At 47.0% G+C, this 14,114-nt stretch carries 14 protein-coding genes, 3 tRNA genes, 1 other RNA gene and 1 other annotated feature; of the genes, 3 read left to right on the forward strand and 15 right to left on the reverse strand.

From position 1 onward, the window contains the following. Positions 1-229 precede the first annotated feature (229 nt). From KNQ03_RS16745 to tadA, 6 genes are all read right to left on the reverse strand, one after another. Positions 230-448 (reverse strand): YaaL family protein, encoded by a 219-nt coding sequence (locus tag KNQ03_RS16745; RefSeq protein ID WP_023469883.1) that lies wholly within the window; start codon positions 446-448, stop codon positions 230-232. After that, positions 445-1,044 carry a recombination mediator RecR gene (gene recR / locus KNQ03_RS16750; protein ID WP_023469882.1) on the reverse strand — a complete coding sequence of 200 codons (600 nt, stop codon included), beginning with the start codon at positions 1,042-1,044 and terminating at the stop codon, positions 445-447. Before recR ends, KNQ03_RS16745 begins: the two co-directional genes overlap by 4 nt. 18 nt (positions 1,045-1,062) lie before the next feature. Further along, positions 1,063-1,383 (reverse strand): YbaB/EbfC family nucleoid-associated protein, encoded by a 321-nt coding sequence (locus KNQ03_RS16755; RefSeq protein WP_023469881.1) that lies wholly within the window; start codon positions 1,381-1,383, stop codon positions 1,063-1,065. An 18-nt stretch (positions 1,384-1,401) separates the two neighbouring features. Next, on the reverse strand, positions 1,402-3,087 hold the full coding sequence (gene dnaX, locus KNQ03_RS16760) for a DNA polymerase III subunit gamma/tau (protein ID WP_214725642.1): 1,686 nt from the start codon (positions 3,085-3,087) through the stop codon (positions 1,402-1,404). Between the two features lie 95 nt (positions 3,088-3,182). Further along, positions 3,183-3,449: signal recognition particle sRNA large type (gene ffs, locus KNQ03_RS16765), an RNA gene on the reverse strand. Positions 3,450-3,497: 48 nt separating this feature from the next. After that, complete coding sequence (gene tadA, locus KNQ03_RS16770; RefSeq protein ID WP_149426588.1) at positions 3,498-4,004, reverse strand: tRNA adenosine(34) deaminase TadA; 507 nt, start codon at positions 4,002-4,004, stop codon at positions 3,498-3,500. A 108-nt stretch (positions 4,005-4,112) separates the two neighbouring features. Between tadA and KNQ03_RS16775 the strand changes: the two genes are divergently transcribed. Together KNQ03_RS16775 and KNQ03_RS16780 are read left to right on the forward strand one after the other, a co-directional pair. Then, on the forward strand, positions 4,113-4,742 hold the full coding sequence (locus KNQ03_RS16775) for a deoxynucleoside kinase (RefSeq protein ID WP_050679045.1): 630 nt from the start codon (positions 4,113-4,115) through the stop codon (positions 4,740-4,742). Beyond that, on the forward strand, positions 4,739-5,416 hold the full coding sequence (locus KNQ03_RS16780) for a deoxynucleoside kinase (protein WP_029343036.1): 678 nt from the start codon (positions 4,739-4,741) through the stop codon (positions 5,414-5,416). The genes KNQ03_RS16775 and KNQ03_RS16780 overlap by 4 nt, the downstream gene beginning before the upstream one ends. 73 nt (positions 5,417-5,489) lie before the next feature. On the opposite strand, the gene KNQ03_RS16785 is transcribed toward KNQ03_RS16780, so the two are convergent. The 8 genes from KNQ03_RS16785 to pdxS form a co-directional block, all read right to left on the reverse strand. Further along, positions 5,490-5,954 (reverse strand): DinB family protein, encoded by a 465-nt coding sequence (locus KNQ03_RS16785; RefSeq protein WP_214725644.1) that lies wholly within the window; start codon positions 5,952-5,954, stop codon positions 5,490-5,492. A gap of 102 nt (positions 5,955-6,056) precedes the next feature. Continuing rightward, a tRNA-Ser gene (locus tag KNQ03_RS16790) sits at positions 6,057-6,146 on the reverse strand. Between the two features lie 35 nt (positions 6,147-6,181). Beyond that, positions 6,182-6,272 (reverse strand) — tRNA-Ser (locus KNQ03_RS16795). 40 nt (positions 6,273-6,312) lie between these two features. Next, positions 6,313-6,403, reverse strand: a tRNA-Ser gene (locus KNQ03_RS16800). A gap of 137 nt (positions 6,404-6,540) precedes the next feature. Further along, entirely contained in the window at positions 6,541-7,818 is a 1,278-nt protein-coding gene (gene serS / locus KNQ03_RS16805; protein ID WP_050679050.1) for a serine--tRNA ligase, read from the reverse strand. Positions 7,819-7,879: 61 nt separating this feature from the next. Continuing rightward, positions 7,880-8,087, reverse strand: a binding site (T-box leader). Between the two features lie 12 nt (positions 8,088-8,099). Next, positions 8,100-9,335, reverse strand: a complete 1,236-nt coding sequence (locus KNQ03_RS16810; RefSeq protein WP_214725646.1) for a D-alanyl-D-alanine carboxypeptidase family protein — start codon at positions 9,333-9,335, stop codon at positions 8,100-8,102. A gap of 91 nt (positions 9,336-9,426) precedes the next feature. After that, positions 9,427-10,005, reverse strand: a complete 579-nt coding sequence (gene pdxT / locus KNQ03_RS16815) for a pyridoxal 5'-phosphate synthase glutaminase subunit PdxT (protein WP_064299183.1) — start codon at positions 10,003-10,005, stop codon at positions 9,427-9,429. Then, complete coding sequence (gene pdxS / locus KNQ03_RS16820) at positions 9,999-10,886, reverse strand: pyridoxal 5'-phosphate synthase lyase subunit PdxS (RefSeq protein WP_023469872.1); 888 nt, start codon at positions 10,884-10,886, stop codon at positions 9,999-10,001. The genes pdxT and pdxS overlap by 7 nt, the downstream gene beginning before the upstream one ends. A gap of 116 nt (positions 10,887-11,002) precedes the next feature. On the opposite strand from pdxS, the gene pdxR reads away from it, so the two are divergent. Further along, on the forward strand, positions 11,003-12,406 hold the full coding sequence (pdxR, locus tag KNQ03_RS16825; RefSeq protein WP_214725648.1) for a MocR-like pyridoxine biosynthesis transcription factor PdxR: 1,404 nt from the start codon (positions 11,003-11,005) through the stop codon (positions 12,404-12,406). Between the two features lie 42 nt (positions 12,407-12,448). Here pdxR and guaB read toward each other — a convergent pair whose 3' ends face one another. Then, a complete protein-coding gene (gene guaB / locus KNQ03_RS16830; protein WP_029343029.1) occupies positions 12,449-13,915 on the reverse strand; it encodes an IMP dehydrogenase in 1,467 nt (488 codons plus the stop codon). Between the last annotated feature and the right edge of the window lie 199 nt (positions 13,916-14,114).

Consider the following 14,114-nt stretch of genomic DNA (forward strand, 5'->3'; position numbering starts at 1 on the left):
TTTCAAAGTTCGTCCGCGCCTGTTTTGGCGACTCAATTAGAATACCAAGTCTGAAACAAGAAGTCAACAACTTTTTTGAAATTGTTTTTTACTTGTTTGCCGTAAGCGCTCGTCCTCTTAAGGACATGAATTAATATATCACGATAATTAGACATGCGCAACTACTTTATTAAAATAACTTATAGTTTTTTTAGAGCATGTAAAAACCGCAGACAAGAATGGCTGCGGTTTACTTCATCATCAATGAGACGCGTCTTCTTTTTGCTTCGCTTATATAGAAGAAATACAGTGATTCCGCTAACTTCATTTGTGCTTCTAAATCACCGTAGTCATCATAGCTGATTTCTAAGAGATGACGCTTCATCAAATAATCTTCTTTTGCTTTTGCTAATTCTTCTAACAAACGCTGGTCGTACTCACTGCGAATCTTCTTTCGAAACCAACTCATAGTTCGCGACGTCCCTCCATTGCACGAGATAACGTCACTTCATCTGCGTATTCAAGATCTCCACCAACCGGAAGACCATGGGCAATTCGAGTGATCCGAATACCCGTCGGTTTTAAGAGACGCGATAGATACATCGCTGTCGCTTCTCCTTCGATATTCGGATTGGTTGCTAAGATGACTTCCGTAATCGCTTCGTCCGCTTGAAGACGTGTCAGTAGGCTAGATACATTGATATCCTCTGGACCGATTCCTTCCATTGGACTGATCGCTCCATGCAAGACATGATACAACCCTTGGTAATCTCGCATCTTTTCCATTGCAATGACATCCCTTGAATCTTGGACGACACAGACAATCGTACGGTTTCGGTGTTTATCTGTACATACATAACAAGGATCTTGATCCGTGATATTCCCGCAGACACTACAGTAGGCAATGTCGCGCTTCGCACTGACCAATGCTTTTCCGAACATCAAGACATCGTCCTCTTCCATATCAAGGACATGAAACGCTAGACGAACTGCTGTCTTCGGACCAATCCCCGGCAGTTTCGTAAAACTTTCGATCAAACGACTAATCGCTTCAGGATATTGCAAGTGGTTTCCTCCTACGAATTAAAACATTCCCGGCAGATTCATACCTTGTGTGAATTTCCCCATTTTACTTGCTACGAGTTCATCGACCTTCTTCAAAGCATCGTTCGTTGCAGCTAAGACGAGATCTTGAATCATTTCAACGTCATCTGGATCAACGACTTCTTCTTTAATGATGACATCTACGATATTTTTATGACCATCAGCGACGACTGAGACCATTTCTCCGCCTGCTGTACCCGTCACTGTCAAATCTTTTAACTCTTCTTGAGCTTTCGCCATATCCTTTTGCATCTTCTGCATCTGTTTCATCATATTATTCATGTTTCCCATTCCGCGCATCTGTATTCCTCCTCGAATTTAATCTTCGAACTCTACGATATCACCAAAACGACCAAGCGTCTCGGACAATAACTGATCGCTCTCCGATTCTTGTTTTGTTTCCTTCTCTTCTATACTACTACTATTTCGCTTAGCAACAAACTCTGCCTTCAGTTCATGCCAATCCTTTGAGAGAATCGCTAAAATTTCGCGTTTGACGCCGCATACTTCATACAGCGCTTCTTCAATCACGAAACGTGTTCGTTCATTCGTCATGACCTGCTCAAAGTGCCATCCTTTACCGTCATCGAATTCAATCAGCAACGTATCCGCTGAACAAAGAACCGGTTTACTCTCATGGAGTAACGAGTAGATGGGGCCATCTTCTTTTAAAATCCATTTTAAGATGTGATCCCAGCGTTCTTGAATCTCGCGCAACTGGGCTTTCTCTGCTCGTCCTAACATTTGACGAATCCGCTCTTTGGCGATTCGAACGGTTGGTCGTCCTTGTTTTCGCTTCGGCTGTGCTTGTGGTGCAGCCGCTTCTTGTGCTGGAACACCATTCGACTTCCATTGGTGCATCTGTTCTTTCATTTCGCGGACTTCCTGTTGCAACGATTGGACGATCTGTCCCGTTGTTCTCCCTTGTTCCGCAATTTGAATGAAGGCAATCTCAACGAGGACTCGCGGATGATTCGTCAACCGCATCTGTTGTTGGCAGTCATGTAACTGATCAATGATCGTAAAGCACGTCTCCGCTTCAATCGATTCAACGAATTGTTTGAACCCATCCGTCGGGCGCGCACGCTCTAGCAAATCGACAGCTGTAGGCGAGGCTTTCAACAACAACGTGTCTCGGTAAAAGAAGACGAGATCCTCCACGAAACGTTTTAGATCTTTCCCCGCTCGTTGCATCGTTTCAAGCGTCTGTAACAACTGATCGACTTGATGTTCATGTAAGGCACGGGCAATATTCAATAACGCTTCATCTTCTACTGCCCCTGTCACTTCAAGAACAGCTGCATCGTTTAGATCACCGTTCGAAAAAGCAACCGCTTGGTCGAGTAGACTCAGCGCATCACGCATACCACCATCTGCCGCTCGGGCGATCAATCGTAATGCTGTATCCGAATACTCGATCGATTGATCGTTTAAGATATATTGCATCCGCTCTACGAGTTGATCGACTTCATGCCGCTTCACATCGAAACGTTGGCAACGCGAGATGATCGTTGCCGGGATTTTATGTGGTTCAGTCGTTGCTAAGATGAAGATGGCGTGCGCCGGCGGTTCTTCTAGTGTTTTGAGCAAGGCATTAAAGGCACCTGTCGACAACATATGCACTTCATCAATGATATAGACTTTATAGGCTGCTTCTGAAGGGGGATATTTGACTTTATCCCGGATTTCCCGAATCTCATCTACGCCGTTATTGGAAGCCGCATCGATTTCGAAGACGTCTGGACTTGATCCTTCTGTAATCGCAAGACACGTCGGGCACGTATTACACGGTTCTTTGACCGGAGCATGCTCACAGTTGATCGCTTTAGCGATGATTTTGGCAAGACTCGTCTTTCCTGTTCCACGAGGACCCGAAAATAGATAGGCGTGGGACATCCGTCCCTCCATCAATGCATTTTGGATCGTACGGGTGATATGCGCTTGTCCAACGACTTCGTCGAATCGTTGCGGACGGTACACGCGGTATAGTGCTTGATAGGCCAAGTTTGCGCCTCCTCTTTTTAAGTTCCTCATTCTATTTTACCTAAAAAAGTCTACAACCGAAACCGGCTGTAGACTTGTCTTTAAAAATTAAACTGCCGCGCACCATATTCTGAAATATGTTCAACATGCGTTACTCACGCAGCCTGCTCAGTCCAAGCACCCCTACAACACACAGAGAGCACCACTTAAGGCTGCTTCCTTCCGGACCTGACCTGGTTCATGGGTATCTGTTGCGTAGGACTCAAACGTCAACGCTACTTACGTGAGGCAGACCACACCAATCATATCCCTCGACATGGAATTCAGTCTCGCTATAGCGGATTGCGAGTGACAGGGAACCGCTACATCCCCACCTAGCACGGCAAATGGTTTATCGATTTTTAGTGGCACCTTGTTTCAGTGCTTTTTCATTATACTGTTTCATCTGGTGTGATGCAACCCATTGCCCGCTTTCGTGCTTTCTTTTTCGCACGTAGTTCCCGAAAGAACGTCGTTAGCATCTCCCCACACTCTTTTTCTAATATACCGCTCGTCAGCTCTGAGACATGATTGAACCGATCGTCTTGCACCAGGTTCATCAGTGTTCCACAACATCCACCTTTCGGATCAACAGCACCAAAGATGACATGTTCGATTCGTGACAGCATGATGGCCCCTGCACACATCGGACACGGTTCGAGTGTCACGTATAACTCGCATCCTTCCAGTCGCCAATTACCGAGTTTTCGGCACGCTTCCTCAATCGCGATCAACTCGGCATGTGCCGTCGCTTGTTGATCCGTTTCCCGATGATTGTAGCCCGTCGCGATGACTTCATCGTCTTTGACGATGACACATCCGATCGGAACTTCACCGATCGCTTCTGCCTTTTTCGCCTCTTCGATCGCAAGGCGCATATAGTGTTCCTGTCGTTCCATCGATGATACTCCTCACTCTAAAAAAATTCTCCTTTTGAAACTTCAGCAAGTCGTACTTCTTTGTGCTAAAATATAAATTGCACTTTGCTGAACGGAGGGTCATTGTATATGTTCATAACGGTTGAAGGACCGATTGGTGTAGGCAAAACATCACTTGCGAACGCCATCAGTCACCATTTCTCTTTTTCTATGTTACGCGAAATCGTCGAAGAAAATCCCTTTCTTGGAAAGTTCTATGAAGATATCGAAGAATGGAGCTTCCAGACGGAAATGTTCTTCTTGTGCAATCGCTTCAAACAACTCGATGATATCGAACGTCATTACCTCAGTAAACAACGCTCTGTCGTTGCTGATTACCATATCTTTAAGAACTTGATTTTTGCACACCGCTCTCTGAAGGTAGAGCATCTTGAGAAGTACGAACAAATCTATTCGATCCTGACGACAGACATGCCGAAACCGGATGCTGTCATCTACTTGAACGCAAGCATCGACACCTTGATGAAACGTGTTGCGCTGCGCGGACGAGAAATCGAAGAAAACATGTCACGTGCCTATCTCGAACAATTAGCCGAGGATTACGAGACATTCGTCACGGAATACCAAGCCAAACATCCGGAAGTCAAAATCATCCGTTTCGACGGGGATGCACTCGACTTCGTCAAGCGGCCGGAAGATCTCGAGTACGTCTTGACGACGATCCGGAACGAATTATATGAAGGAGCGAACCACGCATGAACTTGAAGCTACGCGAACAATACAACATCCCGGCAGATGCCGTCATTACGATCGGCGGTATGGTCGGGATCGGTAAATCAACGATCACAAACGGATTAGCAGATGCACTTGGTTTCCGGACATCACTCGAAAAAGTCGATACGAACCCTTACTTGGATAAATTCTATCATGATTTCGAGCGTTGGAGCTTCCACCTCCAAATCTATTTCCTCGCTGAACGCTTCAAGGAGCAAAAGCGGATTTTCCAATACGGTGGTGGTTTCATCCAAGATCGTTCGATCTATGAAGACACAGGAATCTTTGCTAAGATGCATTTCGAAAAAGGAACGATGTCTCCAACAGATTACGAGACATATTCAAGTTTGTTTGACGCAATGGTCATGACACCATTCTTCCCGCATCCGGATCTTTTGATCTATCTTGAAGGTTCGTTCGAACAAGTACTAGAACGAATTCGTCTTCGCGGACGTGAGATGGAGCAACAGACACCCATCGAATATTGGGAAGAGATGTACGAGCGCTATACGAACTGGATCAATAACTTCACGATCTGCCCGGTACTTCGTTTGTCGATCGACGAATACGACTTACTGAACGAGCCAGAATCCATCGACCGGATTCTCGCGAAGATTGAAAAGCAGCTTGAAGTTGCTCGCATTGCCAATACACGCTAACTGATCAGATCTGCCTCTTAGGCGGATCTTTTTTTGCGCAAAAAAAGGAGACGCGTGTCGCATCTCCCTCGCATTAACCAATTACTTGATTGATTTGTTCCATATGGTGTAGATCATGTTGAGCCATTGCTCCGAGGAACTGACCGATCGTCAGTTCTTTGTCTTTAACGACGACCTTGTCCTGCAGGCGTTCTTCCGGAATCAATTCGACTGCACGGCGCAACAAGTCACGGCTGACTAAAAACTCATCGATCGTCAAGATCCGTTGCTGCTCACGGCTCATCTTCGCCGCTTCTGCATTGACGGCTTGGCTATCTGGTGCGACACGGAATGGTTCACCCGCGAGCAAGTAAGGGATGCGTTCTGCGACCATGAAGCGATCCCATGGTGATAAGTGACCGATGATCTCAGCAATCGTCCATTTACCTTCTGCATACGATGTTCGCCACGCTTCTTCTGAAATCTGTTCTAAGTCTTTTACATATGTCATCGTCATCGCATAATGCGAAAGCAACGATTCTTTTGTTTGTTCGTTCATTTCGTCCACCTCTTCTTCGTTTTTCACGTAGGCAACCATAGCACGCACGAAGAAATCGATGCAACAAAAAAGCACCTCAGAATTGAGATGCTTCATAAAAAGCGGAGTCGGTGGGATTCGAACCCACGCGAGCCTTGCGACCCCTAACGGATTTCGAGTCCGTCCCCTTCAGCCGGACTTGGGTACGACTCCATGATTATATTTATTTTTGGGTAAAAAAAAAGAAGTGGAGGAGGCGGTGGGATTCGAACCCACGCACGGCTTTCGCCGCCTGACGGTTTTCAAGACCGTTCTCTTAAACCACTTGAGTACGCCTCCAAGCTATAAAACGTGCATGTCGTTGTCAAAAAAATAAAAATGGAGGAGGCGGTGGGATTCGAACCCACGCACGGCTTTCGCCGCCTGACGGTTTTCAAGACCGTTCTCTTAAACCACTTGAGTACGCCTCCGTACTTCTTACAAGATCAATGATGACCTGTCTGTTTTCCTGACATTAATTATGATAGCATCTGCCTTTTAACGTGTAAAGACCTTTTCTAAAAAAACTTTTTAAAATACAGAAAGGGGGATTACTCCCCCTTCTGACTTAAGCTTGAATCACTTCAAGACCACCCATGTATGGACGAAGCACTTCTGGAATAACAACTGATCCATCCGCTTGCTGGTAGTTCTCTAAGATCGCAGCAACTGTCCGACCGACTGCAAGGGCAGAACCGTTTAACGTGTGAACGAATTCTGGTTTTGCGTTCGCTTCGCGGCGGAAACGAATCTGCGCCCGGCGTGCTTGGAAATCTTCAAAGTTTGAACAAGAAGAGATTTCACGGTAGACGCCTTGGCTTGGCATCCAGACCTCGATGTCGTATTTCTTCGCAGCCGTGAATCCGAGATCAGCTGTACACATGCTCAATACTTGATACGGAAGTTTTAGCTTTTTCAAGACTGTTTCCGCTTGTCCTGTTAACAATTCGAGCTGCTCGTAAGATTCTTCTGGTTTGACGAAACGAACGAGTTCAACTTTATTGAATTGGTGCTGACGGATCAAACCGCGTGTATCGCGTCCGGCAGAACCAGCTTCTGAACGGAAACATTGGCTATATGCCGCATAGCCGATCGGTAACTGATCTGCTGTTAGGATTTCTTCACGGTGCATGTTCGTCACCGGAACTTCTGCTGTCGGTACGAGGAAGTAGTTCGTCTCTTCAATCTTAAAGGCATCCTCTTCGAACTTCGGCAATTGTCCTGTTCCTGTCATAGAGTCACGGTTGACCATGAGTGGTGGCAAGATTTCTGTGTAGCCATGCTGATCTTGGTGAAGATCCATCATGAAGTTGATCAATGCCCGCTCAAGACGTGCCCCCGCTCCGCGGTAAAAGACGAAACGGCTACCTGTTACTTTTCCGGCACGCTCGACATCGACGATTTTTAATTGCTCCATCAAATCCCAGTGCGGGACCGCTTCGAAGTCAAACGCTGGTTTGTCACCGACTTCACGTAAGACGACGTTATCGTCTTCAGAAGAACCGACCGGTACGCTGTCATGTGGAATGTTTGGAATACCGAGGAGCAGTTGGTTCAATGTCGCTTCAACATCGCGTAACTCGTCGTCAAGCGTCTTGATCTCGTCTCCAACACTACGCATCGCAGCGATCGCTTCATCCGCATTTTCTTTATTGCGCTTCAGTTCAGCGATTTTTTTCGTTGCTTCATTTCGTTCTGCTTTCAATACTTCTGTCCGCGCAATTAGTTCTCGGCGTTTCTCATCAAGTGCGAGGAAGCGGTTCATGTCCGTCAAGTCCTCTCCTCGGTGCGCTAACTTTTCTTGAATGGCGTCAAAATCTTGGCGTAATCGTTTAATATCAATCATCTGTAATTCCTCCTTTATGTCATAAAAAAAGGCGACTCGTCTCTTTCCGGTATTCCTACCGAAAAGGGACGAATCACCTGGATCCGCGTTGCCACCCTCATTGCTAGACACATCTAGCCAACTTAAGACGCGATAACGGGCGTACCCGCACCTTGTTCGCAAGGTGTGCGATCCGGCTCGATTCAATCCATCGATCTGACTAGTTCACACCACCCACTAGCTCTCTTAACAGTATCGATACATCTACTTGGTCCGTTCATAGCATCTTTATGAGATTAGTCTTACTTTACACCATCGCCTTGGAAGTTGACAAGAGTCGATTGTTGAATCGCTTGTTCAATTTGCTTCGACCACGCTGTCCAAGCACGGACGAGACGTGTCGGAACACTCGCAAGTGGAACCGCAGTTGCGCTATATAAATTCACGCGGGGTGTCTCAAATCCTGGTAGATAGATCCCATCGTCCGCGACCTGCACCGTCCCAACGACTTCTTGTTTCGTTACGGGAGCCGTTGTTTTGGAGAAGTCGAACCGTGGTTCCCGCGTCTCCGCTTGTTTTAAGACCGTAACGTATAACGAACCGTCCGTGACGACGTCTAGCTTTCGGACGGTTGCCCCTTTAATCGGAAGAACGTCTTTGATCCGTTCCCCTTTTCCGTAATACGTCAATGGCTCAAACGTCGCAAAACCATAGTCGAGTAGCTTTTTCGTTTCCTTGAAACGGGCTTGATCGGAATCCGTTCGCATGACGACCGTGACAAGCGTCATATTATCCCGCGTCGTCACACTAGCGAAGCAATAACCGGCTAAATCAGTCGTTCCGGTCTTCATCCCCCGCATGCCGACATATGCGAATTTTTCCTTCGTCAGCATCTTATTCGAGTTATTTAAGACCTCTCCATCAAGTTTCATCTGTGTTTTATTCGTCACATCCAGTACATCCGGGTAATCCTTGATATAGCGAATGACGAGTAATGCGATATCGGTCGCTGTCATCAAATTCGTTCCTGGAAGGGTTGCATCGACAGCATCTAGACCAGATGCATTCGCATACTCCGTGTCGTTCATCCCGAACTGTTTTGCTGTCTCATTCATCTTTTCAACGAACGTCGCTTCTGAACCGGCGACAGTTTCGGCTAGCATGACCGCTGCATCATTAGCCGATTTGATGAACGCCGCATTATACATCTCGCGAACCGTGTATGTTTTGGCTTTAACTGGAACACGCGCGATTCCGGACGTCTTCGCAAGCTTTAACACTTTTGCACTCGGCGTGATTTTTTGATCCCACGTCAGTTTTTTCAATTCGATTTGTCGTCTGACGAGGTAGAGCGTCATCAGCTTCGTCATCGAAGCAGGAGGCAACGAAACATCCGCTTCCGATTGAAGGAGGATTTTCCCTGTGACCGCATCGGCCATTATGTAAGACTCTGCTTGAATCGAAGGTGCTGCTTGTCCCGCTGTAGGAAATCCTACGACTAGCAGCATGCTTAAACAGAGTAGTATGATTCGTTTCATCGTGTCTCTCCTTCACTCAATCATTCGTTTTACGAATAGTGTAGCACAAAAGAAGCACCTGACAGTAGAACCTGTCAGATGCTTCCACGCTTTATGAACGGACGGACTGCCGCTGTTTGATTTTTTGTAAAAAATAGCGATGCAAGCGATCGTCCTCTGTCAATTCAGGATGGAACGAGCACGCGAGGTGTAGTGATGTCTCGACGGCAACGATCTGGTCTTCAACTTTCGCAATCACTCGTGTTCCTTCCCCGACAGACAGAATTAATGGCGCTCGAATAAACACTGCCTCGATTGGTTCCTCAATTCCTTCAACCGGTAGCAATCCTTCAAATGAATCGATTTGTCGACCAAAGGCATTTCGACGGACCGTCATCGAAATCGCGTTGAGATGACTCTGACCTGCTTCAACAGCGGTTGCGAGTAGAATCATTCCAGCACATGTTCCGAACATCGGTAACGTCGTCGCTTTTTCCCGAAGCGGTTCCAGTAATTCATAGCGTTCGATCAATCGACGCATCGCGGTCGATTCGCCTCCTGGTAAGACGAGTCCATCGAGTCCATCGAGATCGCTCACTTGTTTGACGAGAACGACATCGACACCAAGACCTTCAAGCTGCTGTCGATGTTCACGGACCGCACCTTGAACATCCAGAATACCAATTACCATCCGCGTGTCGCCATCCGTTCCTCAAACGGCATCGATGTGACATCGATTCCTTTCATTGCTGTTCCGAGTCCTTTGGATAAAGACGCGATCCGTTCAAAATCATCTTTGTACGTAACCGCTTCGACAATCGCCCGAGCGACACGTTCTGGGTGTTCTGATTTAAAGATCCCCGATCCGACGAAGACACCGTCTGCCCCTAGGTGCATCATGAGTGCTGCATCAGCTGGTGTCGCGACTCCCCCGGCTGCAAAGTTGACGACCGGTAGACGTCCCTGTGTCCGAATATCACGTAATACTTCGTACGGAGCACCCCATTCTTTCGCAAATGTCATCAATTCATCTGGACTGACATGTAAAATCTGATTCAATTGTGCTTGAATTTGTCGCATATGGCGAACAGCTTCGACGACGTTCCCAGTCCCAGGCTCGCCTTTCGTCCGAATCATCGCGGCTCCTTCTGCGATGCGACGAGCGGCTTCCCCAAGATCACGTGCGCCACAGACGAACGGCACGGTGAACTCCGACTTCAGTAAATGATATTGTTCATCTGCCGGAGTCAGGACCTCACTCTCATCGATGAAATCGACCCCCATCGATTCGAGAACACGTGCTTCGACGATATGACCAATCCGGCATTTTGCCATGACGGGAATCGAGACCGCTCCGAGTACTTCTTCCGTAATCAACGGATCTGCCATTCGTGCGACGCCTCCGTCACGACGAATATCAGACGGAACACGTTCAAGTGCCATGACTGCAACAGCACCTGCTGCTTCCGCAATCTTCGCTTGTTCCGCATTGACGACGTCCATGATGACGCCACCCTTTTGCATTTCAGCCATTCCACGTTTGACACGATCCGTTCCTTGTTGACGTTCCATATCCATTCCCCCTTGGTTGACTTTCACTCCTTTAGTATACGGAACGTTGACACTTTTAAAAGTATCAGTTTATGATGATTTCAACAGGTCAGTTTACGAAGAAGGAGTCAGACGAGATGGACATGCTATCATTTCAACTCACGCGCAATCAGGAAAAACCACTTTATGAACAGCTTTATCAACAGATCCGAAATGAAATCATTGCCGGTCGTTTAGCATACGGCACGAAATTACCATCCAAACGAAAACTCGGTCAATTTTTGAACTTAAGTCAAACGACGATTGAGCTTGCTTACCAACAACTCGTCGCAGAAGGATATGTCGAATCCATCTCACGTAAAGGGTACTTCGTTCTTGCCTATGAGGAACTCGCTTACGTCAAAACCTCACCTGTCATCGAACCACGTGTCACTAAAGAAAAACCAATCATCACGTATGATTTTCATCCAAGTAAGATTGAAGGAATCTCTTTCCCGTTTGCCCGTTGGCGAAAGTATGCCAAAGATATCATCGATACCGATCACCACCCACTTGTCTCACTCGGTCATCCGCAAGGAGATCTAGCACTACGCGAAGAGATTGCGACCTATCTCTATCATTCCCGTGGTGTCGTCTGTTCTCCTGAACAAATCGTCGTCGGTTCAGGTGTCGAGCAATTGTTGCCGCTCGTCCTCTTCTTACTGGGACGCGACGTCACGTACGGTATCGAGGATCCCGGTTATCATACGACACGCCTCTTACTTGAAAATCATGAACGAATGATTGAACCGATTCGTGTTGATGCGAATGGATTACGGATCGATCAATTACAGGAATCAAACGTCGATGTCATGTATGTCACACCGGCACATCAATTTCCGTCCGGTAGCATCTTATCCGTCAATCGAAGACATCAGTTGTTAAACTGGGCAGCGATGGATCCGACCCGTTTTATCATCGAAGACGACTACGATAGCGAATTCCGCTACAGTGGTAAATCGATTCCGTCTTTGCACAACATGGACAGCAATCGTGTCATTTACATGAGTACTTTCTCAAAATCACTTATGCCTTCATTACGGATCGGTTATATGGTCTTACCCGAAGTCTTACGCGCACGGTATCAAACAGAACTATCACACTATACCTGTAGTGTCTCGCGCTTTGATCAAACGATCTTGACGCGCTTCATGAAAGAGGGCGACTTTGAACGACATCTCAATCGGATGCGTAAAGTCTATCGTCGCAAGCTCGACGTCTTAATCCAATCACTTCGCCGGATTCCTGCCTTACGATTGACCGGCGAAAGTGCGGGGCTCCATGTCGTTGTTTCCGTAGCGAACGGGATGACGGAGCAGGAGCTAGTAAAGCGGGCACAACAACAAGGCATCCAAGTATATGGTCTTTCTCAATACGCCCAGTTACCGCTTCTCTCTGATACGCCTCAAATCGTCCTTGGATTTGCGAGCCTCTCTGAACAAGAGTTGATGGAAGGATTACGATTATTGATGGACGCGTGGGACTTGCGTAAATCATCATGAAAAAAGCCTCGCCTTTCTACTAGAGAAAGACGAGGCTTTTGTTTACTGACGTGTATAGTTCGATGCTTCTTTTGTAATTTGAATATCGTGCGGGTGGCTCTCTTGCAAGCCAGCTCCCGTCATACGGATGAACTGTGTCTCTTCACGCAATTCTTCTAACGTTGCAGCACCACAGTATCCCATACCTGAACGAATACCACCAACGAGTTGGTAAACCGAATCGCCGAGTTTACCACGGTAAGCGACACGTCCTTCGATTCCTTCTGGAACGAACTTCTTGTCTGCTTCTTGGAAGTAACGATCTTGGCTACCGCGTTTCATCGATGCTTCAGAACCCATACCACGGTACGTTTTGAATTGACGTCCTTGGTAGATTTCCATCTCACCTGGGCTCTCTTCTACTCCTGCAAGTAAGCTTCCGAGCATGACAGCGTGACCGCCAGCAGCAAGTGCTTTTACGATATCGCCAGAATACTTGATGCCACCGTCAGCGATGATCGAGACACCATGTTTCCGTGCTTCTGTCGCACAATCGAAGACGGCTGTGATTTGTGGTACACCGACGCCTGCGACAACACGTGTCGTACAGATCGAACCAGGTCCGATACCAACTTTGATGACAGATGCACCGGCTTCAATCAAATCGCGTGTTGCTTCTGCCGTCGCAACGTTACCCGCAATGATTGGTAAGTTTGGATATTCTTCACGAAGTTCACGTACTTTGAGAAGAACACCTTCTGAGTGACCGTGTGCCGTATCGACGACGAGTGCATCGACACCTGCATCGACAAGGAACTTCGCGCGCGTCGAAGCGTCTTTCGTTACGCCGACAGCTGCTGCGACGAGTAAACGTCCGAACTGATCTTTCGCAGCATGTGGATACTGTTCGACTTTTTCGATATCCTTTGTCGTAATCAATCCTTTTAATACACCGTTCTCATCAACGAGTGGTAACTTTTCGATGCGATGTTTGTGGAGAATCTGTTCTGCTTCGGCAAGGGACGTACCAACTTTTGCTGTCACGAGTTCTTCTGTCGTCATCACCGTTTCAATGACAGTCGAGTAATCCTTGACGAAACGAAGATCACGGTTCGTCAAAATCCCTACTAATTTACGCTCTGTTTCGTTATTAACGATTGGAACACCAGAGATGCGGTACTTACTCATCAAATACTCAGCATCGTAGACTTGACGCTCTGGCGTCAAATAGAACGGATTCGTGATGACACCATTTTCAGAACGTTTGACGCGATCGACATGTTCTGCTTGTTCTTCCATTGACATATTCTTATGAATGACACCAAGACCACCTTGACGTGCCATTGCGATTGCCATCGGTGCTTCTGTGACGGTATCCATCCCAGCACTGATCAACGGAATATTAAGTGTGATCCCTTCACATAGCGTGACAGATAAATCAACGTCGCGCGGTAAGACACTCGAACGACGGGGTACGAGTAAGACGTCATCAAACGTCAAACCCTCTTTAGCAAATTTGTTCTCCCACATGTTATCCACTCGCTTTCTCTTTTATAAAAGAATATTGATGTTATGGTAACAAGCAGAGGGTGTCATGTCAATGACTCGACCAATAATCAGAACAGTCTGAAGTTTCACATAACACAAAAAGACCGACCTGCAATCTGCAGATCGGTCAAGTGCCTGGCAACGTCCTATCCTCACAGGGGGAAGCCCCCAACTACTTTCG

The organism is Exiguobacterium sp. s143, from assembly GCF_018618895.1.
Taxonomy (GTDB): Bacteria; Bacillota; Bacilli; order Exiguobacteriales; family Exiguobacteriaceae; genus Exiguobacterium_A; species Exiguobacterium_A abrahamii.